Origin of the sequence: Granulicella mallensis (assembly GCF_014203225.1) — a bacterium.
Taxonomy (GTDB): Bacteria; Acidobacteriota; Terriglobia; order Terriglobales; family Acidobacteriaceae; genus Granulicella; species Granulicella mallensis_A.
In genome coordinates, this window is record NZ_JACHIO010000004.1 from 347293 (window position 1) to 369004 (window position 21712).

Here is a 21712-nt window from a genome sequence, read left to right on the forward strand (position 1 = left end):
GATGATCGTAACCGGCAACACCTCTCACACACGACCGGGGAATCGCGCTTACTGTTCTTATCCTGGCTTCACCTGGCATCAATGCCATGTTGCTCGGCATCATCGGAGAGTATCTGGGTCGGATGTATCTCCAGATGAAGAATCGATCGCTGAGTATCGTGGGGCGGGAACTGCACAATGAGATCTGAAGCCGGAGAGGCATTGCATTCGATGGATGAGGCCGGAGTAAAACGGCAGAGCGCGTGGCAGGGTGTACCGCCGATAGTGCTTCACTGCCTGTTACTGATGGTTGTTGCAGTGGCGGTCTGCGTGGCTACGGAGTCTGTGTGCCGATACGTACTGCATCTTGGCGATCCTGTCTATAGGTGGCCATTGCGCAGGGAGAACGTGAGCTTTCCAGATTTGGTGAACTTTTACCCGCGTTTTAAGTATCTACATACGGAGTCTTTTTTCACATGGACGGGAGTGACCCCCTTCATGTATCCGGCTACGGCGACGATACCGTACGAATGCTTCTATGCCTTCGCGCCACACGTTGTTGCTGCATATCTAAGCTTTGCGTTCGGATCGCTGACAGTAGCAGCAGCGTTATTTACGCGGGCGCTCTTTCGACGCGGTGTGCGGTTGGCCGCTGCAGCAGCCTTGGTCCTCTTGAGTTTGCTGTGTTGTTATCCTGTATGGTTTGCGCTGGGCCAGGCTAACCTCGAAATCATCGTATGGGCATTCATTGCAGGCGGCATCGCATTATTTTTAACGGGCAAAGGCTATGGGGCTGCGGTGTGCTTTGGGCTGACAGCATCCTTGAAGATTTACCCGGTGCTGTTTCTTGTTCTACTTCTGGTTCGGCGGCAATATCGGCAAGCGATTGCCGGTGTAGTGACTGCCGCTGTTTTTTCGGCAGGTGCGCTGATGTTTGTAGGACCTACCTTCGCAGCAGCGTCAAAGGGCATTCAACACGGCCTGGATCTATTTCGACAGCTTTACATGTTAACCGTGCGAAACGAGACAGGCGTCGATCACTCCTTATTCGCGCTATTTAAGCGGATATTCTGGCGGCATGCCATCGATCCACACGGGGCAAGCGAAACCCTGACGCTCTATCTTGGCCTGATGGCGCTGCTAACGCTGGGGCTGCTGGTCGGTAGAGTATGGCGGCAACCGGTACTCAATCAGATCGTATTCTGCACGGTAGTCTGCGTTCTGTTTCCGCCGACCTCCTTTGAATACACCCTGTTGCATGTATTGACAGTGTTCGGAGCCTTGATTCTGCTGGCAGTCGACACGTATCGGACTGGGCAGCGGATTCCGGGATTAACGGCGATGTTACTTTGCTGTGCCGCGACTCTGGTATTTCTTCCTGAGGTCATCTACCACGGAAAACAGTGGGACGGACAGTTGAAGTGCCTGCTGCTCGTTGCGCTGCTGGTACTAACGTTGCGTTACCCGTTGCAGGCGAGGCCGACCACTGAGCCCTCCGGCATGGTTACAAGAGGGTAAGAGACAAAGAGCTAAGAGAAAGAGTTTCAGTACGATGGCTAAGCTTGTGGCAAAACCGGAGGAAACGACAGGAACCCCTCTGAGGAAGGGAATCCAATTCGTCCCCTCCAGATTGCCATGCCGTGCAATTTCCAGTAATGCATGGCCATCGAGGCATACATGTCACATAAAACTTAAGAGAGCAGGCGAACGAGGACCAGGTAGTGTCTGATGAATCGGGGACAACAACGCATCATCTATTTTGTTCCCCCACAGAGACGTCATCCCGAGCGTAGCGCCTCGCGTTTTTTGCGAGGTGCGTCCGTTCGACTACGCTCAGGACCGAAGGACCCCGAAGAACTTGATCTCGCCAAGGATGTCGGACCCTTTTCCAACACGAGAGTCAGGCTCGAGCGCTCGGGGTAGAAAAGCTCCAAAGGGCATAGGCAAGAGGTCAACCCTCGGGGTCCTTCGACTCCGCGTCCCCAAAAGCTGGGACGCTCCGCTCAGGATGACGTTTCTGTGGGAGACATAAAACAAAAACTATGAATGCAGCGATCTTGGTTTCGCTCGAAACCACTATCTCCTATTCTCCGATTCGTCAGACACTACCTAGTACGATGACTGGCAAACTAACAGTTTGCTAATAGACACAGCAGTAGAGACAATAAGCCAATGCCTAACATCGAAGATTTGGCTGCCTTAAAACCTGATTCCACGGCAATCATTCCGTTACAGGACGTCGGCAATGAGGGATTGTCCCCTATAGTGAATCGGAGCCCTGTAACAGGCAATACCGCGCACACCAGGCCAGAGAATCGCGCTTACTTTCCAGCGCTCGACGGCATACGCGCGCTTGCCTTTGTCATGGTTCTCGGCCAGCATTATGCCGCCATCCCCTGGGGCTGGACCGGTGTCGATATCTTTTTCGTGCTCTCCGGATTTTTGATCACCGGCATCCTCTTCGACTCGCGTGACGATCCCCATCGCGTGCGGAACTTCTACATTCGACGCACACTCCGCATCTTCCCGCTCTACTATGGCATCTTCCTTGTGCTGCTTTTTTCAACACCACTCATCCACTGGAGCTGGTCGCGGAGCTGGATCGCCTGGCCGCTCTACCTTGGAAACTATCTGCGCTTCCTGCATCCCTATATCCTCGGAACACCCTGGCAACGCATCGCCGATGCCCAGATCTCCGGAACAAATGCGCACGGTATCACCGTATACATGGGGCACTTCTGGTCTTTGTGCGTGGAAGAACAGTTTTATCTCTTCTGGCCGTGGGTTATCTTTTTCGTCCGTAGCCGACGCACCCTGCTCTGGATCTGCGGCTGCAGCGTAATGCTGATGCCGCTTGTGCGCATCTGGGCAAACACGGTACTACCTCAGAACATGCTCAATGTAGAGGTCCTTTATCGAGTCACCCCGTTTCGCATCGACGCCCTGCTGCTTGGCGGACTCATTGCCCTCTGGTATCGCGGCACGCAGCGTAATGCCATGCTAAAGATTGCGCACTGGCTCTTCTGGTTGTGCGCGGCAATCTCCGCGGTGTATTTGGCACTCACCCTTCACCACCACAGGGACTACATCTACCCGGCGTGGAAATTCACCTGTGGCCTCAGCTTTATCGACCTCTTCGCCGCTTCCGCTCTTGTCGTCGCATTGCAACCAGGTTCTGTTCTCTATCGCCTGTTCAAGCTGCGCCCGTTGCGCTGGCTGGGCCGCATTAGTTATGGAGCTTATGTGTTTCATGATCTATTCCATGGGGCACTACTGAGATTACTCAATCGCACCCATCTCCTCGAACACATATACGGCGCACAGGAGCATGCGAGATACGCTACCGCGCTCATCGCCCTCGTCCTTACCTGTGCACTCGCATGGCTCAGCTTCCGGTTCTTTGAAACGCCCTTCCTGAATCTCAAGGAACGCTGGACGATACGAACATCCTGACTACCGTGCCATACCCAGGTCTTCTGTCTGGCATCTATCTATTTCATGCCGTCCTCTTCTCTGCAAAACGAACATCTTAAAGAACCGATCGAGGACATCGTCCTCGCGCAAACCGAACTCCATATTTTGCTTTCTGCGGAACAGCTCACGATCCCACAGGAGGTCGCAAACATTTAGATGAGTCGAACCTATTCGCTATCTTTGTCTGCCCTCGGGCTTGTCCTGTTTTCGGCCTTCAGCCTTCACGCTCAAACTACCGCAACGGGAGAAGGCTGGCCTACCTACGGCGGCGATCCGGGTGGTCAGCGTTACTCCAGTGCGGCCCAGATCACGCGGAAGAATGTCGCGAAGCTGCATCCCGTCTGGACGTATCACACCCATGCGCTCGAGACCTCTAATCTTTCGGGAAGCAAAAGCAACTTTGAAGCCACACCGATCCTCTTCAACGAGACCCTGTACCTCACCACGGCCTTCGACCGCATCATCGCGCTCGACCCCGCAACAGGTGCGGAACGCTGGACCTACGATCCTCATATTCCTGACGATCTCGTCACAGGCAACTACACCTCGCGCGGCGTTGCAGCCTGGCAGAGTGCCGCAGGCAGCAGCTCTCCCTGCGCCGGTCGAATCTTCGTAGCCACACTCGACGCACGCCTGATCGCCGTCGATGCTGCCACCGGCAAACCCTGCGCCGATTTCGGCAACGACGGTCAGGTCGACCTCAAAGCAAATATTCCCACCCTGACGAATTACAGGTCCTTCGGGAATACATCGCCACCCACCGTCATTGGCGATGTCGTGGTCGTGGGTTCAGCCGTTCCCGACAACCAGGCGGTCGAGGTCGAACCCGGCGTCGTTCGCGGCTACGACGTGCGCACGGGCCGTCTGCTCTGGGGCTGGAACCCGCTTCCCTGGGCGACGCAGCAGCATCCACGCACAGGCGCCGGCAATGCCTGGGCCGTCATCGCCGCCGATCCGGCGCACAATCTCGTCTTCGTCCCCACCGGCGCTCCCTCACCTGACTTCTACGGAGGCCTGCGCCCCGGTGACGATAAAGACGCCAACTCCATCGTCGCGCTCGATGCCCGCACCGGCAAAAAGGTCTGGGCCTTCCAGTTGGTGCATCACGATATCTGGGACTACGACGTCGCCGCCGAACCCCTGCTCTTCGACTTCCAGGGACACATCCCCGCCCTCGCGGTCTCGGCCAAGATCGGCAGCGTCTTCGTTCTCAACCGTCTCACCGGCGAGCCGCTCTACCCTGTCGAAGAACGTCCTGTTCCCACCAGCGATATTCCGGGCGAACGGACTTCCCCAACCCAGCCTTTCTCTTCGCTGCCCCCGATGAACCCACTCACCATCAACCCCACACGGCTCAAAGGCCATGATGCGCAGAGCAAAGCAGTCTGTTTCGCCAAGCTTCGCAGCCTGCGTTACGACGGCATCTTTACGCCGCCCAGCATAGGAGGCACTTTGCAGTATCCCGGCAGCCTCGGCGGCATCAACTGGGCTTCCATGTCCTTCGATCCGGAGACGGGGATACTCTACTCCAACACCAATGGATCGGCCTACGAGATTCGGCTTATCGACCGCCTGCACTATCCTCCCGACAGCCATGCCAATCCGACACAGTCCGCTGAGGCCGAGCACAAAGGGTCTGCGGGTTACAGCTATCAACGCAGCCACAATATGGTGAACAGTCCCGACTCGGTCGGCGAGATCTCGGCCAATGCCGGAGCGCCCTATCTCATCTATCGCCGGGTGCTGCAGGACGACGACGGCCGCCCCTGCACACCAACTCCCTGGGGAGCCACCAGCGCGCTGAATCTCAATACCGGTAAGTTCCTCTGGCGCAAGCCGCTCGGCACGCTCGATCCTGGCCGTCATACCGGCACGGTAAACTTCGGAGCTCCCATCGTTACCGCCGGAGGGCTGCTCTTCACCGCAGGCACATCCGAGCCGCTACTCCGCGCAATCGACAAGGCCACAGGCAAAGAGGTCTGGACCGGCGCGTTGCCGGTTCCTGCGCAATCCACGCCGATGACCTACATGTTCCACGGACGCCAGTATGTCGTGATTTCAGCCGGGGGTCACGGGGGACTGGGAACTCCGCTGGGTGATTCGGTTGTTGCTTTCGCTTTGCAATAGGTTTCGCCGTGAGCTAGGGCCTGTCATCAAACTGCAATTCGAGAAGGAGATTAAGCCTTGCAAATAACTTCTTGAGGCAAACATCGGACGAGCCCGGCTTCCGCCGGGCCGTAAGAACTGAGCAACATCTCTTTCCATTCTGCCGAAGGCCGGAGTGGAGAGAGGCTAGTCCCGCCCTTATATGCGATTCATTGATATAGCCGATCCAGACACCACACACCGACTGAGGAGAGCAAGAAGCCAGCGAGAGACTTGAGTGTGTGAGCCATGCTATCCCAGTAGAAAGCCCCGCGCCAGAGAACTGGAGCGGGGCCGGATCTTTGCTAGCACATACTATTCGATGGGTAGGTCTCCCTTGAATCCGGGACGCCCTGCTTTGATGGTCGCCACTATCAACTTCAGGATGTCTGGATTCGCATGGGACGGGATTAGGGAAACTTCAGGGTGCTCTGCCGCAAAGACTCGGAAGATCTGATCAGCGAAGGCCTGCCCAATCATGTCTACGCCTTCGAAATTAAAAATTACTTGTGCGAAACGGTCTACGCGCATGAGTACCCGCTTAGCCTGAGACCGCGAAACCAGCTGATCGTTTCCGTACTTTGCCAGCTTCACGGGCACGACCGTCTTGTTGAAGCCTTCTGATCCATTGACACTGAATTGGTCATAGACCTTCTTGACAGTACGGGCAGTGTGATTTTCCACCTTTAGGAAAACAGCAGTTCCGTCCCAAGAAACGTCGCGCTCAATCATCCAGTCCACTTCATTTCCAAGTTCGTGACTAAAGAAGACCCCACCTGACAAGATATCGAAGCCGCCCACCATCCGCGAAGTGAAGAAGATGCCTTGACCAGAATGGTTGACCGAATCAGTGGTCAGTTTTCCTTTCTGGAGTTCGAAAATGGCTTGTCTTTCATCTGGTAGATTTAGGGCATCTTGAATCTTTTTGAAGATGCCTATCCCGTCGTCCACAATCGAGATTTCCGAATCAACAGCAGACTTCTTAACTCGTACCAAAATGTGAGTTCCGCTTGAGTGATCAATGGCGTTATTGAACATCTCGGTGAACGCGTAATTCCAAATGTGCAATACGTTATCGGGTAGTTCCCCTAAGAACGGCTGAATATCTCGTCTCCAAACGACATCTTCAGCAAGTCCAGGTTCGATTACATAACGGAAAGTGACAGCTGCAGTTTCCGCCATCTTGTAGGAACGTTTTCGTGTTACGCCGTCCGCCACTAATGATCCCTCACCAGTCAGCTTTTGGAGATGCCTATTGGCCGCTTGACGAGTGATCTTGAACTTTTCAGCTACCTTGGCGGCTATCCCCTCTTCGTCAATGTGTTCCAAGATGAAAGCTCTAATGTCTTCGGTATTTTTGCGAATCCCCGTCATGTCTTATTTGTAAACTTTTCCTGCCCTAATTGTCAACCTAAAGCCTTACCATTGGAAACATAAGAGGCGCAACCGGAAACTTATGGATCAGCCGAAGACATTGACCGAAGCGATCCGCTACTACGCCTAGAGCAGCTTCCGTATAGATGTAAAGGGAAACTGCTCTAAGGAAATCACCATTACTCGGCGCTCAGGCGAGCGCGGCGAACGGTATTGATCGGTGCTTTGGAAGTGGCACGGATCGCCAGGCGTTCGCGAAACTCGGGCCGTGAAAATCCGAGTCCTGCCAATGCCCCCGAGACCTCGAAGGCACTTTGAAAGCGATCCTCTCGCCTGGTTGCCAGCAGTTTTTCAAGCAGGTGTTTGATGGCTTTGTCCTGCGTCACAGCAGAAGGAAGCTTCCAGTCTCCCTTGAGATGCTTTCGATCGATCGCATCCAGAGTCTCTGCGTGGAACAACGGTTGTCCTGTCAGCATCTCCGCCAGGATGGCTCCAAGGGAGTAGAGATCGCTGCGAAAGTCCGGGGTCTCGCCCCGCAGTTGTTCCGGGCTAGTGTACAGCGGGGTGCCACCGCGAAAAGAGCGCTCGCGGCCACAGGACTCCGAGTGCGAGATTCCGAAATCGAGCAGGCGGTAAAGTCCGAAGATATCGAGCCGGATATTGGCAGGCGTCAGGTCGCAGTGGACGATGCCCTCGGTCTCCGCAAAGCTGAGCAAACTGCTGATCTGTGCGGCAAAGTCGAGAGTCTCTACACGCGACAAAGGACCGTTTCGCTCCAGCAGCTTGTCGACATCCTCACCTTCGACATAAGGCATGGTCATAAAGAACAAACCATCCAACTCTCCAAAGTCGAAGACCGGAACGGCGTTCGGATGGCCTCCGAGCCGCGCGGCATGAGCGGCCTCCGCGCGAAAACTGCGGATGATGCCCGGCTTGCCGGCAAGGCGCGGATGCAACACCTTCGCGACGAACAGGCCTTTATGCAGACGATGGCGCAGTTGGAAGATCGTTGCCATTCCGCCGATGGCGAGGGGACGCAGCACCTCGAAGCGGCCGCCAAAGATAATCTGCAGCCGCGCCGCAATATCGGTAAGGTCGGCGCCGTTATCCACGTTCAATGGCGCAGCCTTTGCCTGGCTTATCCCTAAGGCGATCACGACAGCCGGTGTCTCCTATTCTGCGTTTCTGGATTCAGCGCAAAGGTATCATGCGTGACACCGAGAAGCGGCTTTACCTGGATCGGCGCGAACCCTTCGCTGTGCTGCTGCTCGATCCAGCCCAAGGCCTCCGGCTGCATGATGTGCAGGGCTTCGCGGTTGTACAAACGTCCATCCATCATCGCAACGACCTTGTGCAGGGCATGCTCCACCGTGTTCTCGGCCCGATGCCGCTCCCAGAGACAAACAAAACCGGTCTCCGGATGAACATTAGGATGCTGAAAGGCAGCGTCCACGTAGAGCTCTAACGGCACTGCGGGAAAGTACGATGGATAAAGCACCCGAAAGCGATGCACGGTCACCGGCTCGTCGTGTACGGCACGGGCCAGACGGGCGGGAGCTTCGCGCAGGGTCACGCGAAACAGTTTGTCCTCCGCCGAGATATCAGTAAGCCTACCGGGATTCAACTGCGCGAGCCCCTGCAGCAGATCCCACTCCGCCTGCAGTCTTCGCTCGGAACCGGTCACAGCTTACCCATTGGTGGCTGCGGTGGAGACGCGCAGCACATCGTTGGGACGCACTCCCTGCTGAGAGAGCGGCGCGGCAAAGTCGAGAGTCGATCCATTCCAGATCACCTCGGGCTCGCCATCGCCCTTCAGCACATTGCCGCGTTCGCGCAGGTCGAAGAGGATCTCCTCCAACACCATATTGAGGGTCTCTCCCTCGTCGATATCGACGTTGTACTTCGTCTCGCCGCTGATTGTTTCGAAGTAGATCTGATACTTGGGCATGGCCGACTTATTCACCTTCAAGAGATTGGGCGCAGCAGACTTATACGCCGTGGGTTTTAGCAGCTTGTGTCACCGTCATGGTAAGCGATTCCGGTAAATCGGGGAGTGCTTTTCCGCAACGCTGGCACTCTCCGTTATTGAAGTCCCAGCACTCCCGGCACTGCGGACGGCGGCAGTGCGGGCAGATACGCAGGTCTACCTGCTCGGCCGAGCCGAGACACATCTGGCAGCGGCCATACGTAATACGAGGCCCCGCGGCCTTCGTCCACCACTTTTCACCCGTGGGCAGGACCGGAACGCGCTGCTCCAGGCACAGGGTGCAGCGCCTGTGCTCGAAGCTCCAGCAGGTCTCCTCGCAGACCTTCAGGTGGCAGCGGGGGCACTGAAAGCTCAAGGCCTGCACGCCCATTCGGCGATTGCACAACGCACAACGTACCCGGGTGCGCAGCAGCACAAACATTGTCAGGCCACTGCCTGCGCCTGCGAGCAGAAAGCTGAACCACTCGGCGAAGTCGCTGCGAAACGTGAACTCCGCCAGCAAAACACTGAGCAATACAACGCCCGCACATACCAGCGGGGGCAGCCAGGGACGGCCCGAGGGAAGATCGAAGTGCATCCACAGCAGCGTGATACCGGCGCTCAGCAGCAGTGCAGCCGGCAGCGCAACGGCGCCGCCGCCAAGGCAAGCGCCAAACTGGACCGAGCCAAGCAAAATCATTACACCGGCAAGCAGCGCAAAACGTTCAAGCGACCGGTTCATCAACGTCCTTCCTTCTCATCATGGGAGCAAAAACACGGCGGAACAGGTATAGATGCTGTTTCGGTAATCCTAGCTGCCGCGGCGTAAAATCCGCCGCAAAATCTTCATCTCCCACACTATCGATGATCCTGGTGGGTTCATAGCTGCCGGTAGTGCCGCACCGCGCGCAGACCGCCTTACGGCGAAGCCGGGCAACGCGCAGATTCGGTGTGCTCTGGTGACCGCACACATGGCAGCGGGCCTCCAGGCAATGCGGCCAAAGTAACTGTACCCGCATATTGTTTCTATGGAGCGAATCCCGAATAGGTTGATCGTAACCCAGTGGAAGCCACTCGCCCTCAGGCAGATCGTGCCAGGGACAGGTCACACTTCGGGGCAGCTTCAAATCCTTCTGTATCCATGATTGTGCCGTAGGGTCCCACTCGATACGCGAAGAGAAGGAAGTTTTTAAACAATGTTTATCTGCGGAGAAAGACTGAATTAACTGAAGCATGGCGGCGGCGGTCTCTCGCACGGCATCGGGCGCGCCAGTCATGGCAGGAGCTTCCGCAGGAAGGCCGCATCCCAAAGAGGTTGAGAGGGCATAGGATAGCAGCTCGGCGCGCCTGGTTTCGGAGATTCCGCAGAGATAACAGGCAGCTTCGTGCGAGGGAGAAAACCAGGAGACCCGGCCGGCAGGAATCCCCTCTCCCCTCACGCCGCCGTCCAGCATCGGCAGGTTCAGCACACGGGCGGCAAGGGCGGTCTCGACCCGAGCCAAAGTGCTGTCAGTACAGGAGATAACGAGATCGCACAAAGCGAGGCGGCCTAAACTAGTATCCGCAATCTCTGCAGCAAAGCCTTCCCAGATCAGGCTATACTTCTGCCGGACCCAATCGACGAGTAACTCTGTCTTGTAGTGGATGAAGGCCTCAGGACCCTCTTCGGCAAAGATGTCTCGATACAACGAACTAAGAGCCACGTTGTGCGGCTCAAGCCGGTCTGGATCGACGAGTAAAACGTTGGAGAAGGAGTTTTCAGCCAGCAGCCTGCCCAGCTCGGAGCCAAGCGTCCCTGCACCGACTACAGCAAGACGCAGGTCTTTCAAGCGTTCTCCGACAGAAATGCAGGAACCATGCTGCGGAAACTTTTCCAATTAATATTAATTGACATTTCTTGCATACAACTTCATGCCTTCTTGATTACTCCAATACACTTTACACACAACATCAGAACGGTACCGGCCTGGAGCCGTCTCGTATCTACGGTTGAATTAATGCTATTTTCCGATTGGCAAGATGAGTATTTATCGTGGGCTTTATTTCTCGACGTTGATCGGTACGCTGGGTGGGCTTCTGGCATCACTATGCGCTGTTCTGCTTTCGATCCCGATGGCAGATACAGGACTGCGCTGGTTGCCGGACACTGTGAGCCTCATGGCCTTTGGGCCTGTGGTTGGCGTGCTGCTCTATCTTCATTTTGACCGCGTTCTACTGGGCAGAATTCGCGGCTCCTCCATCGGGTTCGGCCTGCTCCTCGGAGTGCTCTCCGCCGCTGCTGCTTCGGCACTTGCCTTCGGGCTGCGGAACGGCATCTCCTCTACCTCTCCCACGCTCTATCGCGTAACCGTCTGGGCCTTCTGCTTCTCTCTCATCGGCCTGGGCCTCGGCCTTCGCTGGATGCAGACGAATCGCGGACGCATCCTTCACACCTATGCGGGCAGCCTTGCCGGTGGTCTGCTGGGCGGACTGGCCTTCATCCTCTTCACACCCCATCTGTCGGCCGGCATCTCCATGTGCAGCCTGATCCTCGCAGGTGCGGGAACGGGCTTCGGAAGCGGCATCGCCCCGGTCCTGGTGCGCGAAGGCATCATGCGCTTTATCAGCTCCGGCGACGCGCGCGCACAGAACAAGCTCGGAAAAAACAAGACCCTGTGGGATCTTGATATGGGCGAGTCCTACGTCCTCGGCAGCGCCCCCACGGCGCAGAGCGGAAGCCGCTTCCAGCAGGGCGCCGATATCTGCATTCCCGACTCCTCCGTCGCTCCACGCCATGCCGTTGTCTTTCACAAGGATGGCCGCTACTTCATCGCACGGCATCCGGATGCCTCCGGTCCCGAAGGCATAGCGAAGTACGTTCTGCGCATCAAAGGAAAGACGGTGGTCAGCTCACAGGAGCTGCATCCCACTGATGATCTTCTGATTGGCCGCACCGCTCTACGCTTCGAAAGCAGAAAGCAAGGGGAATAGCGTGAAGATCATTCAACATCTTGCCGTTCTCACCTGCGCTGCCGCGGCCATCGCCGCTGCGCAGCAACCTGCAAAGCCATCCCGGCTGCTGTTGACCTCTCCGCCACAACTGGTGGACTGCGCTCCGGTCATGCAGTCTCCATGCATGTCCGCCGCCGTTACACCGGGCGATGCGGAGGGCAAGCCCGCTCCGGTCACCCTGCCTGCGGCGTCACAACTCGCGGGGGCCTTCACACTGCAAAGCGCCTCCGGTGAGGCTAAGCCGTTCTATGCCAGCGCTGGAAGCGGTCCCGATGCCGGCCAGCACACCAACGTCGTCCTGATGCTCGTCGATATCAGCGGCAGCATGAACCAGCCGATGTCCGGTGGCAGCACTCGATTCCAATCGCTTAAAAGCGCTATTGCGCAGTTCCTCGCAGGAATGCAGGAAGGCTCGGATCGGGTCGCCATCGTCCCCTTCGAGAGCCACAACGTCGTCTCGACGATTCGGTCTGCGGTCTTCACCACGCATCGGGCCGATGTCCTTGCCCAACTGAATGCGCTTCCCGCCCCCGGCCCCAAGAACAACACCGCGCTCTACCAGGCCGTCTTCTCCGGCGTCGACTCCATGAAGGGCGAGCTCGCTTCCCTGCAGCACGAAGGCGCTACCCTCGCGGAGCTGCAGCCCCACCTGATCGTCATGACCGACGGCAAGAACGAAGTGGCCCCCGGCGACGATCCTCAGCTTCTGAACGGCGACCTTGGCCTACAGCAGGCCGTGGCCCAGGTCCAGACTTCGAACCTGGACACCATCGGCATCGGCTTCGGCGATAAGAACGACATCGATGCAGGCGCCCTGCAGAAGCTCACCAAGCGGTTCTTCTATGCCGCGGACGCCAATCAACTGCTCGCGGCGCTGCATGTCAGCCGTTCGGCGGTCAGCCATTCGATCCAGATCACCTGGCCGCTGTCCGAGGCCAATCGCGTTGCCCTGATGGGCCGCGACCAGATCTGGACGCCGAGCATGCAGCTGGAAGACGGCTCTGTCCTGACCGGCGACCCGCTTCGCCTCATCGTCCCGGCCACCAACGCCCCCGCGTATGACCGTGCGGCCTCGCCCCAAGAGCTGGAAGCGCTGATTGCCACCCATCCGCCGGCGAATTCCGGCTGGTCGAGCGTTCTCGTCCACCTATTGCTCTATCTGGGTGCGTCAGCTATCTTGCTCATACTGTGGTTTTGGGTGCCGCGATTGATCTGGGGAGAACAATATTCTAGTTCTGTCCCGGACCGCTCACGGCGCTGGAGCAGCGATCGTTCAGGTGTCACCTCCGCCTCCGGCGTGCAGGTACGTTCGACCTCGAACCTTCCCGCAGGTTTCACCCCGGAGCTCGAATCTGCCAGCCCGCTACAACGTTCTGCTGCCCAGACGACGCAGGTTTTACCGCGTAGCGAAGCTTCCCGCACACGTCTTACTTTCGATCAGAATTAGTTGAAATAGGAGCCCTCTATGCCTCTGGTAAAAGTTGTTCGTAAAGGAGTTACCCCCGCGGTTCGAAAGGTTCCCACCTCGACGGCCGCCGCGATGCTGCCGATGACGCTGAATCGCGTTGGCGGCGAGGCCGTATCCGAGACGGAAGACCTCTTGAAGGTAGAAGACCTTGGTGATGCGTTCCGGAAGTTCGAGCCCAAGCTCAGCTTTCGCGGCTATGCCGGCCCCGAGGAGACAGAGTTCCGCTCCGAGTTCGAATTCCGCTCCATCAAGGACTTCGATCCTGAGAACCTGCAGAAGCGGCAGGAGGTCAAGGACGCCGACGGCGCATCGCACTTCCTGCGCAACGACCTTGCCGATCTGAAGCAGAACATCGACCTGCTCTACCGGTTGAAAGACCGCTGGAAGCTGCCGGCGGTACGCCGCGCGTGGGGCAACGCCGCCCAGCGCGAGGAGATCGTCAATGCTCTCGGCAAGTTGCGCTCCGAACTCGAACGCGTTGCGGAAGGGGAGAAGTAAATCATGGCTGAGACCACGACATTGAACCGCACCACCGAGCAGATCCTGGGCAACAGCCCCGCACGTGAGTTGCTTCAGGACATCTTCGCCGATCTTCATCCCGGCCTGACCAACGAGAAGCGCGACCTGGCCAGCATCTTCTCCGCCCAGTCGGCCAAGGAGTTCCTCGGCCAGCTCACGAACTTCGAGCAGCTGATCAGCGCCGACGACAGCTACGAGCAGACCGTCAAGAAGCTTCAGGGTCAGATCGACAGCGCCGAAGGCATCCGCGACCAACTCCTGTCGCAGATCTTCGACCAGATCCGCACGCTGGAGCTTTCATACCGCCAGATCCAGCTCTTCTTTGAGAACTCCAAGGTGGGCGACGGCAAGATCCGCAAGCCCGTCGAACTCTTCATCCTCAACGCCGATCCGAAGGCGATGCAGGATATCTTCTCCATGAATATCGCCGCGCTGGAGCACTTCATCGTGCAGCGCAACGATAACTTCAACTTCCGCGACGACATCTGCAACCTGGTCATTCCGGGCTACTATCCGCAGCCTATCCGCGAGAAGTTCGAACAGATCGCCAATGCCTGGGGCATGCTCCTGATCGGCGACCTGGACGATGAAACCTCCTTCAAGAACGTCGAGCGCAACTTCCTGCCCGGCGGCAAGTATGAGTTCCTCAAGCGGCCCGAAGATCAGGCTGCCTCGGACGTCTGCCTGATGGGCTATCTGCAGTTGCGCGCCCCTCACTGGTTCGAAAAGGACAGTGACGCCAGCGAAGGACTCTACAGCCCTCCGTCGATGGTCTTTGCAGGTGCGGTTGCACGTGCGGACGACGCGCAGGGCATGGCGCAGGGGCCGGTCGGCTCCCGCTTCGGCCGGGTCCATGGCGCGGCTAAAGCTCGCATCGAGCCGCTCATCGGCCAGATGGAGCACCTCTCCATGGAACGCCAGTTGATCCCGATCATTCGCGATGCGGACAACCACCTCTGCTTCTACGGTTGCCGTACGCAGGCAGACGATCCGTACGGCGTGCTCAAGTTCTTTACCTCCTACCGCATCCTGCGGTACCTGGAACGCTGCTGCCGCCACTACCTGCTGCAGGTTGCGGGCCAGGTGCTGACGCGCGACTTCATGGACCAGCAGATCGAGACTCCTCTGAAGCGTCTGTTGGACGAGCAGGTAGAGCAGGGCACGATTCTGGGCTACGACTTGTTCGTCGACAAGGATTCCAACAAACGCATGCAGGGCATCTGCGACATCACGCTGAACGTGATGCCTACCGGACCTGCTGAAACCTTCGTGCTCAAGATCGATGTACCGGAGTTCAGCCGCCAGGAACCCGCTAAGAACTAGAACTAGACCCCCGCTGAGGTGTATTGGGATGAATCAGGTTCGATTTCAAATTGGTGTGCCGCGCGCTGGATCGGCCGCACATCAGGCAGAACAGGAAGACCATGGGACCAACGCCGGACGGATCGTTCGTCCGGCGGCTGGTTCAGCCGCCAGGGCAGCAGAAGAAGAAAAAGCTGCGGGCGGCCGCACGGCGCAAACCAGTGCCGGATTTTCATTGCGTGGTCAGAATGGAACGGTAGTTCGTAACGCAGCCGTCACCCCGGCAGCGTTGAACCACCGGGCCGGGGTGCAGACGCCCCCGGCTGAAGCGCTTGCGCAGCCCGCACGACCGGCATCGCAACAGGCGTCCGAAACGCTGCCCTCCAACCCTAGAGGCAGCAACGCCGAACCCGCTCCTGCTGGTCCGCTGCAGCTCGCCGCGAGCCGGTTTCAAACACTGGTGCAATCGCTCTTTTCTCCGGGCGATAAGACCGGTAAGCCCTAAACTGCCCAACGCCATAACCCAACCCTCACCCTAAGGAGCTTCCCCTATGGCAAATCCATACCGCACAACCGTCACCATCGATGGCCAGAAGTTTCAGGCAGTGACAACCAGCGTAAAGTTCAACACCGCAAAAGATCGTTCGGGCACGGCCCAGATGGGCTCGCTCTCCACGAAGATCCGCGTGTGGGCCGATCTTCACGACGACACCAACCTCCCCTTCTCCACGGTGAAGCATCTGTTCGATCTCTCGAACGTGGTGACCCGCGACAAGATCAAGCCCATCAAGATCGAGTTCTGGAAGGACGATTCGCAGCAGGATGCTCTGCTCTCCTACAGCTTCAATGGCTGGATCCGCCGCTTCGAAACCTCGAACCCGCTCGACTTCCTTCCGAAGGCACAGTCCATCAACACCGAGGACGCCCTGGCCGAGGGAGCAGCACCCAGCCTGAACCACATGCTGGTGCTCGACATCGAGCCTGCGCTGAATCAGCAGAACTTCCAGGCTGTTCAGATGAGCAACTAACCAGGCGCTGCTCTCGCATTGTTCTGATCACGCCCGACGTCGGGCCCACCGAAAGGACTGATTTTTATGGCAAATCCCTCACGCAGCACCTGCACGATCGATGGACAGAAGTTCGACTGCCTCTCCATCTCGGTCGCGTTCAGCACCGATAAAGACCGCTCCGGCATGCCCCAGATGGGCTCGCTGGCAACCGACATTCGTGTGTACGTCGACTTCCATGACGACACGAACATCCCCTTCTCCACGATGAGCAATCTCTTCAGCCTGTCCAATGTCGTTACCAAGGACAAGGTCAAGGCGATCAAGCTCGAGTTCTGGAAGGACGATGCCCATCAGGACTCGCTGGCTGCCTACAGCTTCAATGGCTGGATCAGCGGTTTCCACACGCTCAATCCTTACCAGAGCGATGACCAGCTCGCGGACGAGAGCCATGCCGGTGTGAACCACATCCTGGTGCTCGACCTGGAAGCGCAGATGAACCAGCAGAACTTCCAGAACATCTCGCTGAGCAACTAACACCTTGTCTTCGAGGCCCGGGACGATGCGTCCCGGGCTTTGAAGTTCTTTTCAAGTACACGGAGCTACCGAGTGCAATCCATCGCCTTTCCGATGCGGCTTCAGGAAAACGGACTGTTGCTCCGCGACGACAAGATAGCTTCCCTCATCGCGCTGCTCCAGATGATGGCACGCACCCCTGCCGGCTCATGGGCCGCCTGTCCGACGTTTGGCCTGCGCGACCTCTTCGAGAACAGCCGGCAACGCGCCGATGTGGCACGGCTTGCGGCCTCACGCATTAACGAGACCTTTGAAGACCTTGGAATCGATGGGTATACGGTGACCGAAATCGTGCGTGAGATCAGTCCGGGCCGTGAGACCGATACGTACTCCATCACACTCGAAAACACCGCGAACACAGAGACATTCACCACGTATGTGGCACACGAGCAGTAGCGCAAAACCGCGCGGGAAGGAGGAAGACGATGAGCAGCCATACCCCGAACGTTCTTGAGATCGACCGCAAGCTCCGCGACGACTTCCGCCGCCGCGTAAAGGACTTCGGCGTCAGCACCGAGACCACAGATCCCCTGCTCGCCGTGCTCTTCCGCACCGTGGCCCAGCAGATCGACCAGGTCTACAGCGACACCGCACAGCTTCGCCAGTCGCTGCTGCATGAGCTGATGAGCGGCCTGCAGGTGCAGCAATATCTTGCAACGCCCGCACAAGCGGCGGTCCGGCTGATCAACGATCTCAGCGAGCCGCGCGTGCTGCGCGCAGGCACGGAGCTGAACGCTGTCGCCTCCACCGGCGAGCGTCTCTCCTTCGGTCTCGACGCGACCTTTGAAGTCTCACAGGCGCGCATCGCGCTTGCCCTCAGCTATCAGGACCAGTCCCTGCGCCTGCTGACCGGCGTGGAGATGAGCGATACCATCCAGGCGATGCGGCCTTCGTCCGATCCGGTCCCCGTGGGCCTGGGGCCACAGCCGGCACTGTATATCGCCGTTGAAAACCTGCCGCCCGGACTGCTCAACCGCCATAGTCTCTTCTTTGAACTGAGCCCCGGCACCTATCCCGTGCAGCACGCACTCTGCCATGAGCCGTGGTGGATCTTCGGCGAGGACGGCGATCTCTCCGGCGAAGGCCTGATGCGGCCCAAGCGCATCAACGGCGGTGTCTATCGGCTTGAGTTCCAGTTGGGCCAGAATGAGCCGGTCGGCATGTTCGATGCGCCGCTGCCTTCGATTCCCAATGGCTTCTATACGGGCAGGCAATACCTGTTTCCTCCCATGCACGCAGGCCAACCGCTGCTGTGCCGCGTACCGCGCCTGCTGGAGCCGGCGCTCACCCGCATCCTCAATCGCGACGCGGCCCAGCTGCTCTCCGAGCCCCGGCTGTGGATCAAGATTCCGATGCCGCCCGGTGTACCGGCGCTGCATCACGCAATCAACGGCATCCTGCTGCACACCATGACAGCTTCGAACGTCTTCGCGCGCAACCAGACGATCCACTTCGAGCGCGACGGCATCTCGATTCCCGTCGTCCGCGAAGGCGGCACACCGGAGCACCTCGTCGCACCGCTGACCGTGATGAGCGTCGACAACGATGCCTATGAGGCAGCCACTCGCCCCGGCGCGGATGCCTCCGCCGGACGCTTTGAGCTGCACAACAATCGCCTGACACTCTACCCCGGCACGCACAGCGACGGCACGCCTCACAGCGCGGCCAACATCCGCCTGTGGCTGACCAACGGCGCACTCGGCAATCGGGTCGGCCCCGGCGACATCACCAGCTTTGCCAATGCCGCCTCACTGACCGGCATCCGGCTCACGCCCTTCACCGCAGCATCCGGCGGTTCCGATGGAGAACACATCGCCAGCGAAGAGCGGCGCTTCGCCGACGCCCTGCTGACGCGCGGCCGCATCGTGACGCGGCAGGACCTGGAGACCGCTGCTCTCGCCGTAGACCGCCGCATCCTGAACGCGGTGACGGACTCCGGCATGGTACGTAAAGAAGAAGGCATTCGGCGTGTGGAACGGCTGCATCTCACGCTCGACTCGCACGCCTTCTCGAAGCCGGAGATCGAGCTGCCCGCGCTGAAGTCACAGATTGAAACCTCGCTCGGCGCGCGCCTGGTGCAGGGGCTGGAACTGGAGGTAGCGTTCACATGGAACTAGCCTCCGCCGCTCCTACTCCCATTCCTGCCTCGACGGCACGGATGCGCCGCATGCCTGCCCTGGCCGAAGGCACCCACGCGCACAGCCACTCCATTCACTCCGCGCTGGCTTCTCTGACGGCGCTGGGGATCAGCCAGCATCGCATCGTGGTTCGGTGCACAGGCCGGGAGTCCGTCGCGGCGGGTACGGTAGTACGCCAGGAACCAGCAGCAGGCATGCCGATCTTTCCCGATACTTCTGTTCATCTCGATATCGCAGGGCTGGGCTTCTCGCACTCGCTTCCTGTCGGCATGTGGGACTCCGGCGGCGAGACCCATGCGGGCACACGCGAGATCCTCGAACCCTTCGACGATCCGCTTGAGAAGTTGCGGCACTGGTTCCACGAGGGTGCGCCGCTCTTCCGCATCTCGCCGGACGACCCCGCGGCCTGCGCCCGCTGGTTGAAGCTCTTTGGCGTGAATGCCGCCGAGTGGCCGCGCCCGCTCTGGTATCGGCTGGCTTCGCTGATCGCCAGCGTCTCGCAGCTTAGCTGTTCGCAGGATGGCTGTGCCTTTGTACTGCGCACGCTGCTCGATCTTCCCGTAGAGAGCTTCTCGTATCATTCGTCGGTCTCCGCCCTGCCCTCGACCGCACTCTCCTCGCTGAGTACGCACGCCTCGCGGCTCGGCGTCGATCTGCTGATGGGAGACTCCGTTGAAGATCTCGCCACCTTGCAGGTAGAGATCGGGCCGGTCTCGCTCGAAACTTACGAACGTTACACCGAAAGCGAAGAGGGTGCGGCTCTGCTGCGCCGCTCGCTTGAGATGATCATGCCCGTCTCCACTCGCTACGACGTGCGCTGGTCCGTGCTGGACCGCAACCAGGCCCCACGTCTTGGGATGAAAGAGCACAACGCCCGTCTCGGCATCAACACGCACATGGGAAGACAGCTCTCCTCTGCACCACAAAACAATCAGCCGCAAGAATCTACCAGTTGGAGCAACGCATGAACGAATCGCGGCCAGAAACGCGCAATCTGTTGAACCTGCGGTCGGTGAACTGGGAGCATGGCATGCTTCTGACGCCCGACCATTTTCTGCGACAGGAGCAGTACCTCGAATCGCTTTCGGCGTGGGGCCTGCGCTATCTCGCCGCGGCCAACGGCCTGGTGGGCGGCGGCGTGCGGATTCCCGAGAGCGATCTCGGCACCGTCCGCTTCGATCCCGAAGTGACGCTCAATGAGTCGGCAGAGCACCTCGACATCTCCGTATCGCGGGCACGCGGCATCACGCCCTCCGGCGCGATCGTAGACATCGAGACCGCAGGCAGCATCTCGAACCGCTTCTCGAAGGACCATCTCGCGGGCGTCGCAGAGTCCGTGGTCTACGTCGTCCTCGATCCATTGGTTCGCATCAAGAGCAACGGCGTGATCGACTCCTTCAATCCGCAGATGCGCACCGAGCGTATTCCCAGCTACCGCATCGCACTCAATGTCACGGCAGTCGAGCGGGCAAACGGACTCGCTGTAGGCCGCATCCGCCGTCCCGCTACGGGCATGTACTTTGAAGCGGACCCAGGCTTTATTCCCACGTGCGTTTCAGTCGCCGGCCACTCCGAGTTGATGACCGGCAGCCGCCGCATCCTGGACGCCATCAATCGCCTCGCCTCCGGCTATGCGGAACTGCATCGCGCGATGCGCGAGTTCATGGTCATCTTCACGGAACGCGGTCTCGAGACGGAAGTCGACCGCGATTCGATGGCGTTCGCCGAGCGCATGGTGCTCGAGCTGCAGGACACAGCCTATGCGCTGCTCGACCGTACCCAGACTCCTGAGAACTTCTTCGGCCGCGTGCGCCGCATGCTGCACTCCGCCGCCATCTTCTTCGATCTCGCAACCGGCATGCAGCAGTACTACGACATGCTCCGCGAGACTGGCGAAAGCGAATTGCTCGGCCTGATCGAGCTGCAGAAACATACGTTGCAACTGGGCCGCAGCCTGCGACTCGACGAGGACCTAGGGCTGGAGGTGCGCAAGATGCTTCAATCGCTCGCCGGACTGGAGAAGCTTGAGCGCGCCCTCGAAGGCAAGTACATCGACTTCCGTAAGAGCGCCTCGCTCGAGAGCACCAACTTCATCTTCGACCGCGGCGGCAAGGCGCTGTACAAGCTGGCGGCGCGTCCGTCGCGCGTGCAGGGCGTTGCGGACGAGATGACCATCATCTTCTCGAACCTGCGGCTCGAAGGCCGCGACCGCTACCGGCTCATCCTGGTCGGCGACCGCGCCACACCGTGGCTTCGCGGCACATCCATCGGCGCGGAGATCCGGCTGAATGAGGGCTCTGGCTTTCGCCGCGAGAGCCTCATCCTCACCGGCGACGTAAAGTTCGACGAACAGAACAACATCGAGCTCGACTTCGAAGCGCCCGACGTTCCTACCATCACCGACCTTCGCGTCACGGTACCCGCGTATCACACCGTGCACACCGCGCTGCTCTTCCTGCGCCATCGCTTCTATGCCAGCCGCCAGGACAATCTGGAGGCGCGTACCGTCGAGCGCGAACCGGAACGCACCGGCATCCTGCCACGCCCGGAGAACGTCTCCACGTACGCCGCAAAGAGCGGGCGCACCGAGACTCCCGCACCAGTAGCGCAACGATCTGTGACGCAGCCGATCGAGCGCATGGAGAGCACGACACCCGCCACTCCGGCACCGATCATCCAGCCGCCGTGGATGCCTCGCGATAACCCTGCGAATGGAGCAGAGGAAGACGCCTCCAACCGCCCACGCCGCCGCCGTCTGGAATAAACCGCGCTA

Annotated in this window: 20 protein-coding genes; 14 read left to right on the forward strand and 6 right to left on the reverse strand. The window is 58.9% G+C overall.

Translation table 11 applies throughout. The features are described from left to right. Positions 1-210 precede the first annotated feature (210 nt). The 3 genes from HDF15_RS06170 (at position 211) to HDF15_RS06180 (ending at position 5580) form a co-directional block, all read left to right on the forward strand. The gene (locus HDF15_RS06170; RefSeq protein WP_221314294.1) at positions 211-1497 is read left to right on the forward strand and encodes a glycosyltransferase family 87 protein; all 1287 of its coding nucleotides are present in this window, start codon (positions 211-213) and stop codon (positions 1495-1497) included. 654 nt (positions 1498-2151) lie between these two features. Beyond that, complete coding sequence (locus HDF15_RS06175) at positions 2152-3432, forward strand: acyltransferase (protein ID WP_184253762.1); 1281 nt, start codon at positions 2152-2154, stop codon at positions 3430-3432. A 177-nt stretch (positions 3433-3609) separates the two neighbouring features. Then, positions 3610-5580 (forward strand): pyrroloquinoline quinone-dependent dehydrogenase, encoded by a 1971-nt coding sequence (locus HDF15_RS06180; RefSeq protein WP_184253763.1) that lies wholly within the window; start codon positions 3610-3612, stop codon positions 5578-5580. Positions 5581-5913: 333 nt separating this feature from the next. Here the strand turns inward: HDF15_RS06180 and HDF15_RS06185 are convergent, their stop codons facing one another. From HDF15_RS06185 to HDF15_RS06210, 6 genes are all read right to left on the reverse strand, one after another. Then, on the reverse strand, positions 5914-6972 hold the full coding sequence (locus tag HDF15_RS06185) for an STAS-like domain-containing protein (RefSeq protein WP_184253764.1): 1059 nt from the start codon (positions 6970-6972) through the stop codon (positions 5914-5916). Positions 6973-7151: 179 nt separating this feature from the next. Next, complete coding sequence (locus HDF15_RS06190; RefSeq protein ID WP_184253765.1) at positions 7152-8129, reverse strand: serine/threonine-protein kinase; 978 nt, start codon at positions 8127-8129, stop codon at positions 7152-7154. Further along, the gene (locus HDF15_RS06195; protein ID WP_184253766.1) at positions 8126-8656 is read right to left on the reverse strand and encodes a ubiquitin-conjugating enzyme E2; all 531 of its coding nucleotides are present in this window, start codon (positions 8654-8656) and stop codon (positions 8126-8128) included. The genes HDF15_RS06190 and HDF15_RS06195 overlap by 4 nt, the downstream gene beginning before the upstream one ends. A 3-nt stretch (positions 8657-8659) precedes the next feature. Then, a complete protein-coding gene (locus tag HDF15_RS06200; RefSeq protein ID WP_184253767.1) occupies positions 8660-8920 on the reverse strand; it encodes a hypothetical protein in 261 nt (86 codons plus the stop codon). Positions 8921-8960: 40 nt separating this feature from the next. Beyond that, positions 8961-9680 (reverse strand): hypothetical protein, encoded by a 720-nt coding sequence (locus HDF15_RS06205; protein WP_184253769.1) that lies wholly within the window; start codon positions 9678-9680, stop codon positions 8961-8963. Next, entirely contained in the window at positions 9664-10767 is a 1104-nt protein-coding gene (locus HDF15_RS06210) for a ThiF family adenylyltransferase (protein ID WP_184253771.1), read from the reverse strand. The genes HDF15_RS06205 and HDF15_RS06210 overlap by 17 nt, the downstream gene beginning before the upstream one ends. Positions 10768-10957: 190 nt before the next feature. Here HDF15_RS06210 and HDF15_RS06215 point away from each other — a divergent pair, with 190 nt between their 5' ends. From HDF15_RS06215 to HDF15_RS06265, 11 genes are all read left to right on the forward strand, one after another. Then, on the forward strand, positions 10958-11908 hold the full coding sequence (locus HDF15_RS06215; protein ID WP_184253773.1) for an FHA domain-containing protein: 951 nt from the start codon (positions 10958-10960) through the stop codon (positions 11906-11908). A 1-nt stretch (position 11909) separates the two neighbouring features. After that, a complete protein-coding gene (locus tag HDF15_RS06220) occupies positions 11910-13376 on the forward strand; it encodes a VWA domain-containing protein (protein ID WP_184253775.1) in 1467 nt (488 codons plus the stop codon). A gap of 18 nt (positions 13377-13394) precedes the next feature. After that, on the forward strand, positions 13395-13895 hold the full coding sequence (locus HDF15_RS06225) for a hypothetical protein (protein WP_184253777.1): 501 nt from the start codon (positions 13395-13397) through the stop codon (positions 13893-13895). Between the two features lie 3 nt (positions 13896-13898). Next, positions 13899-15239: a hypothetical protein gene (locus HDF15_RS06230; protein ID WP_184253779.1), complete on the forward strand. Its 1341-nt coding sequence runs from the start codon at positions 13899-13901 to the stop codon at positions 15237-15239. A 28-nt stretch (positions 15240-15267) separates the two neighbouring features. Then, positions 15268-15723, forward strand: a complete 456-nt coding sequence (locus HDF15_RS06235) for a hypothetical protein (protein WP_184253781.1) — start codon at positions 15268-15270, stop codon at positions 15721-15723. A gap of 46 nt (positions 15724-15769) precedes the next feature. Beyond that, on the forward strand, positions 15770-16246 hold the full coding sequence (locus HDF15_RS06240) for a hypothetical protein (protein ID WP_184253783.1): 477 nt from the start codon (positions 15770-15772) through the stop codon (positions 16244-16246). Between the two features lie 66 nt (positions 16247-16312). Continuing rightward, entirely contained in the window at positions 16313-16762 is a 450-nt protein-coding gene (locus HDF15_RS06245) for a hypothetical protein (protein ID WP_184253785.1), read from the forward strand. A gap of 72 nt (positions 16763-16834) precedes the next feature. Continuing rightward, positions 16835-17197: a hypothetical protein gene (locus tag HDF15_RS06250; RefSeq protein ID WP_184253787.1), complete on the forward strand. Its 363-nt coding sequence runs from the start codon at positions 16835-16837 to the stop codon at positions 17195-17197. A gap of 29 nt (positions 17198-17226) precedes the next feature. Further along, positions 17227-18918, forward strand: coding sequence for a hypothetical protein (locus HDF15_RS06255; RefSeq protein WP_184253789.1), 1692 nt, complete (start codon positions 17227-17229; stop codon positions 18916-18918). Then, a complete protein-coding gene (locus tag HDF15_RS06260) occupies positions 18909-19907 on the forward strand; it encodes a type VI secretion system baseplate subunit TssG (RefSeq protein WP_184253791.1) in 999 nt (332 codons plus the stop codon). The genes HDF15_RS06255 and HDF15_RS06260 overlap by 10 nt, the downstream gene beginning before the upstream one ends. Continuing rightward, positions 19904-21703, forward strand: a complete 1800-nt coding sequence (locus HDF15_RS06265) for a hypothetical protein (RefSeq protein ID WP_184253793.1) — start codon at positions 19904-19906, stop codon at positions 21701-21703. The genes HDF15_RS06260 and HDF15_RS06265 overlap by 4 nt, the downstream gene beginning before the upstream one ends. The last annotated feature ends 9 nt before the right edge of the window (positions 21704-21712 follow it).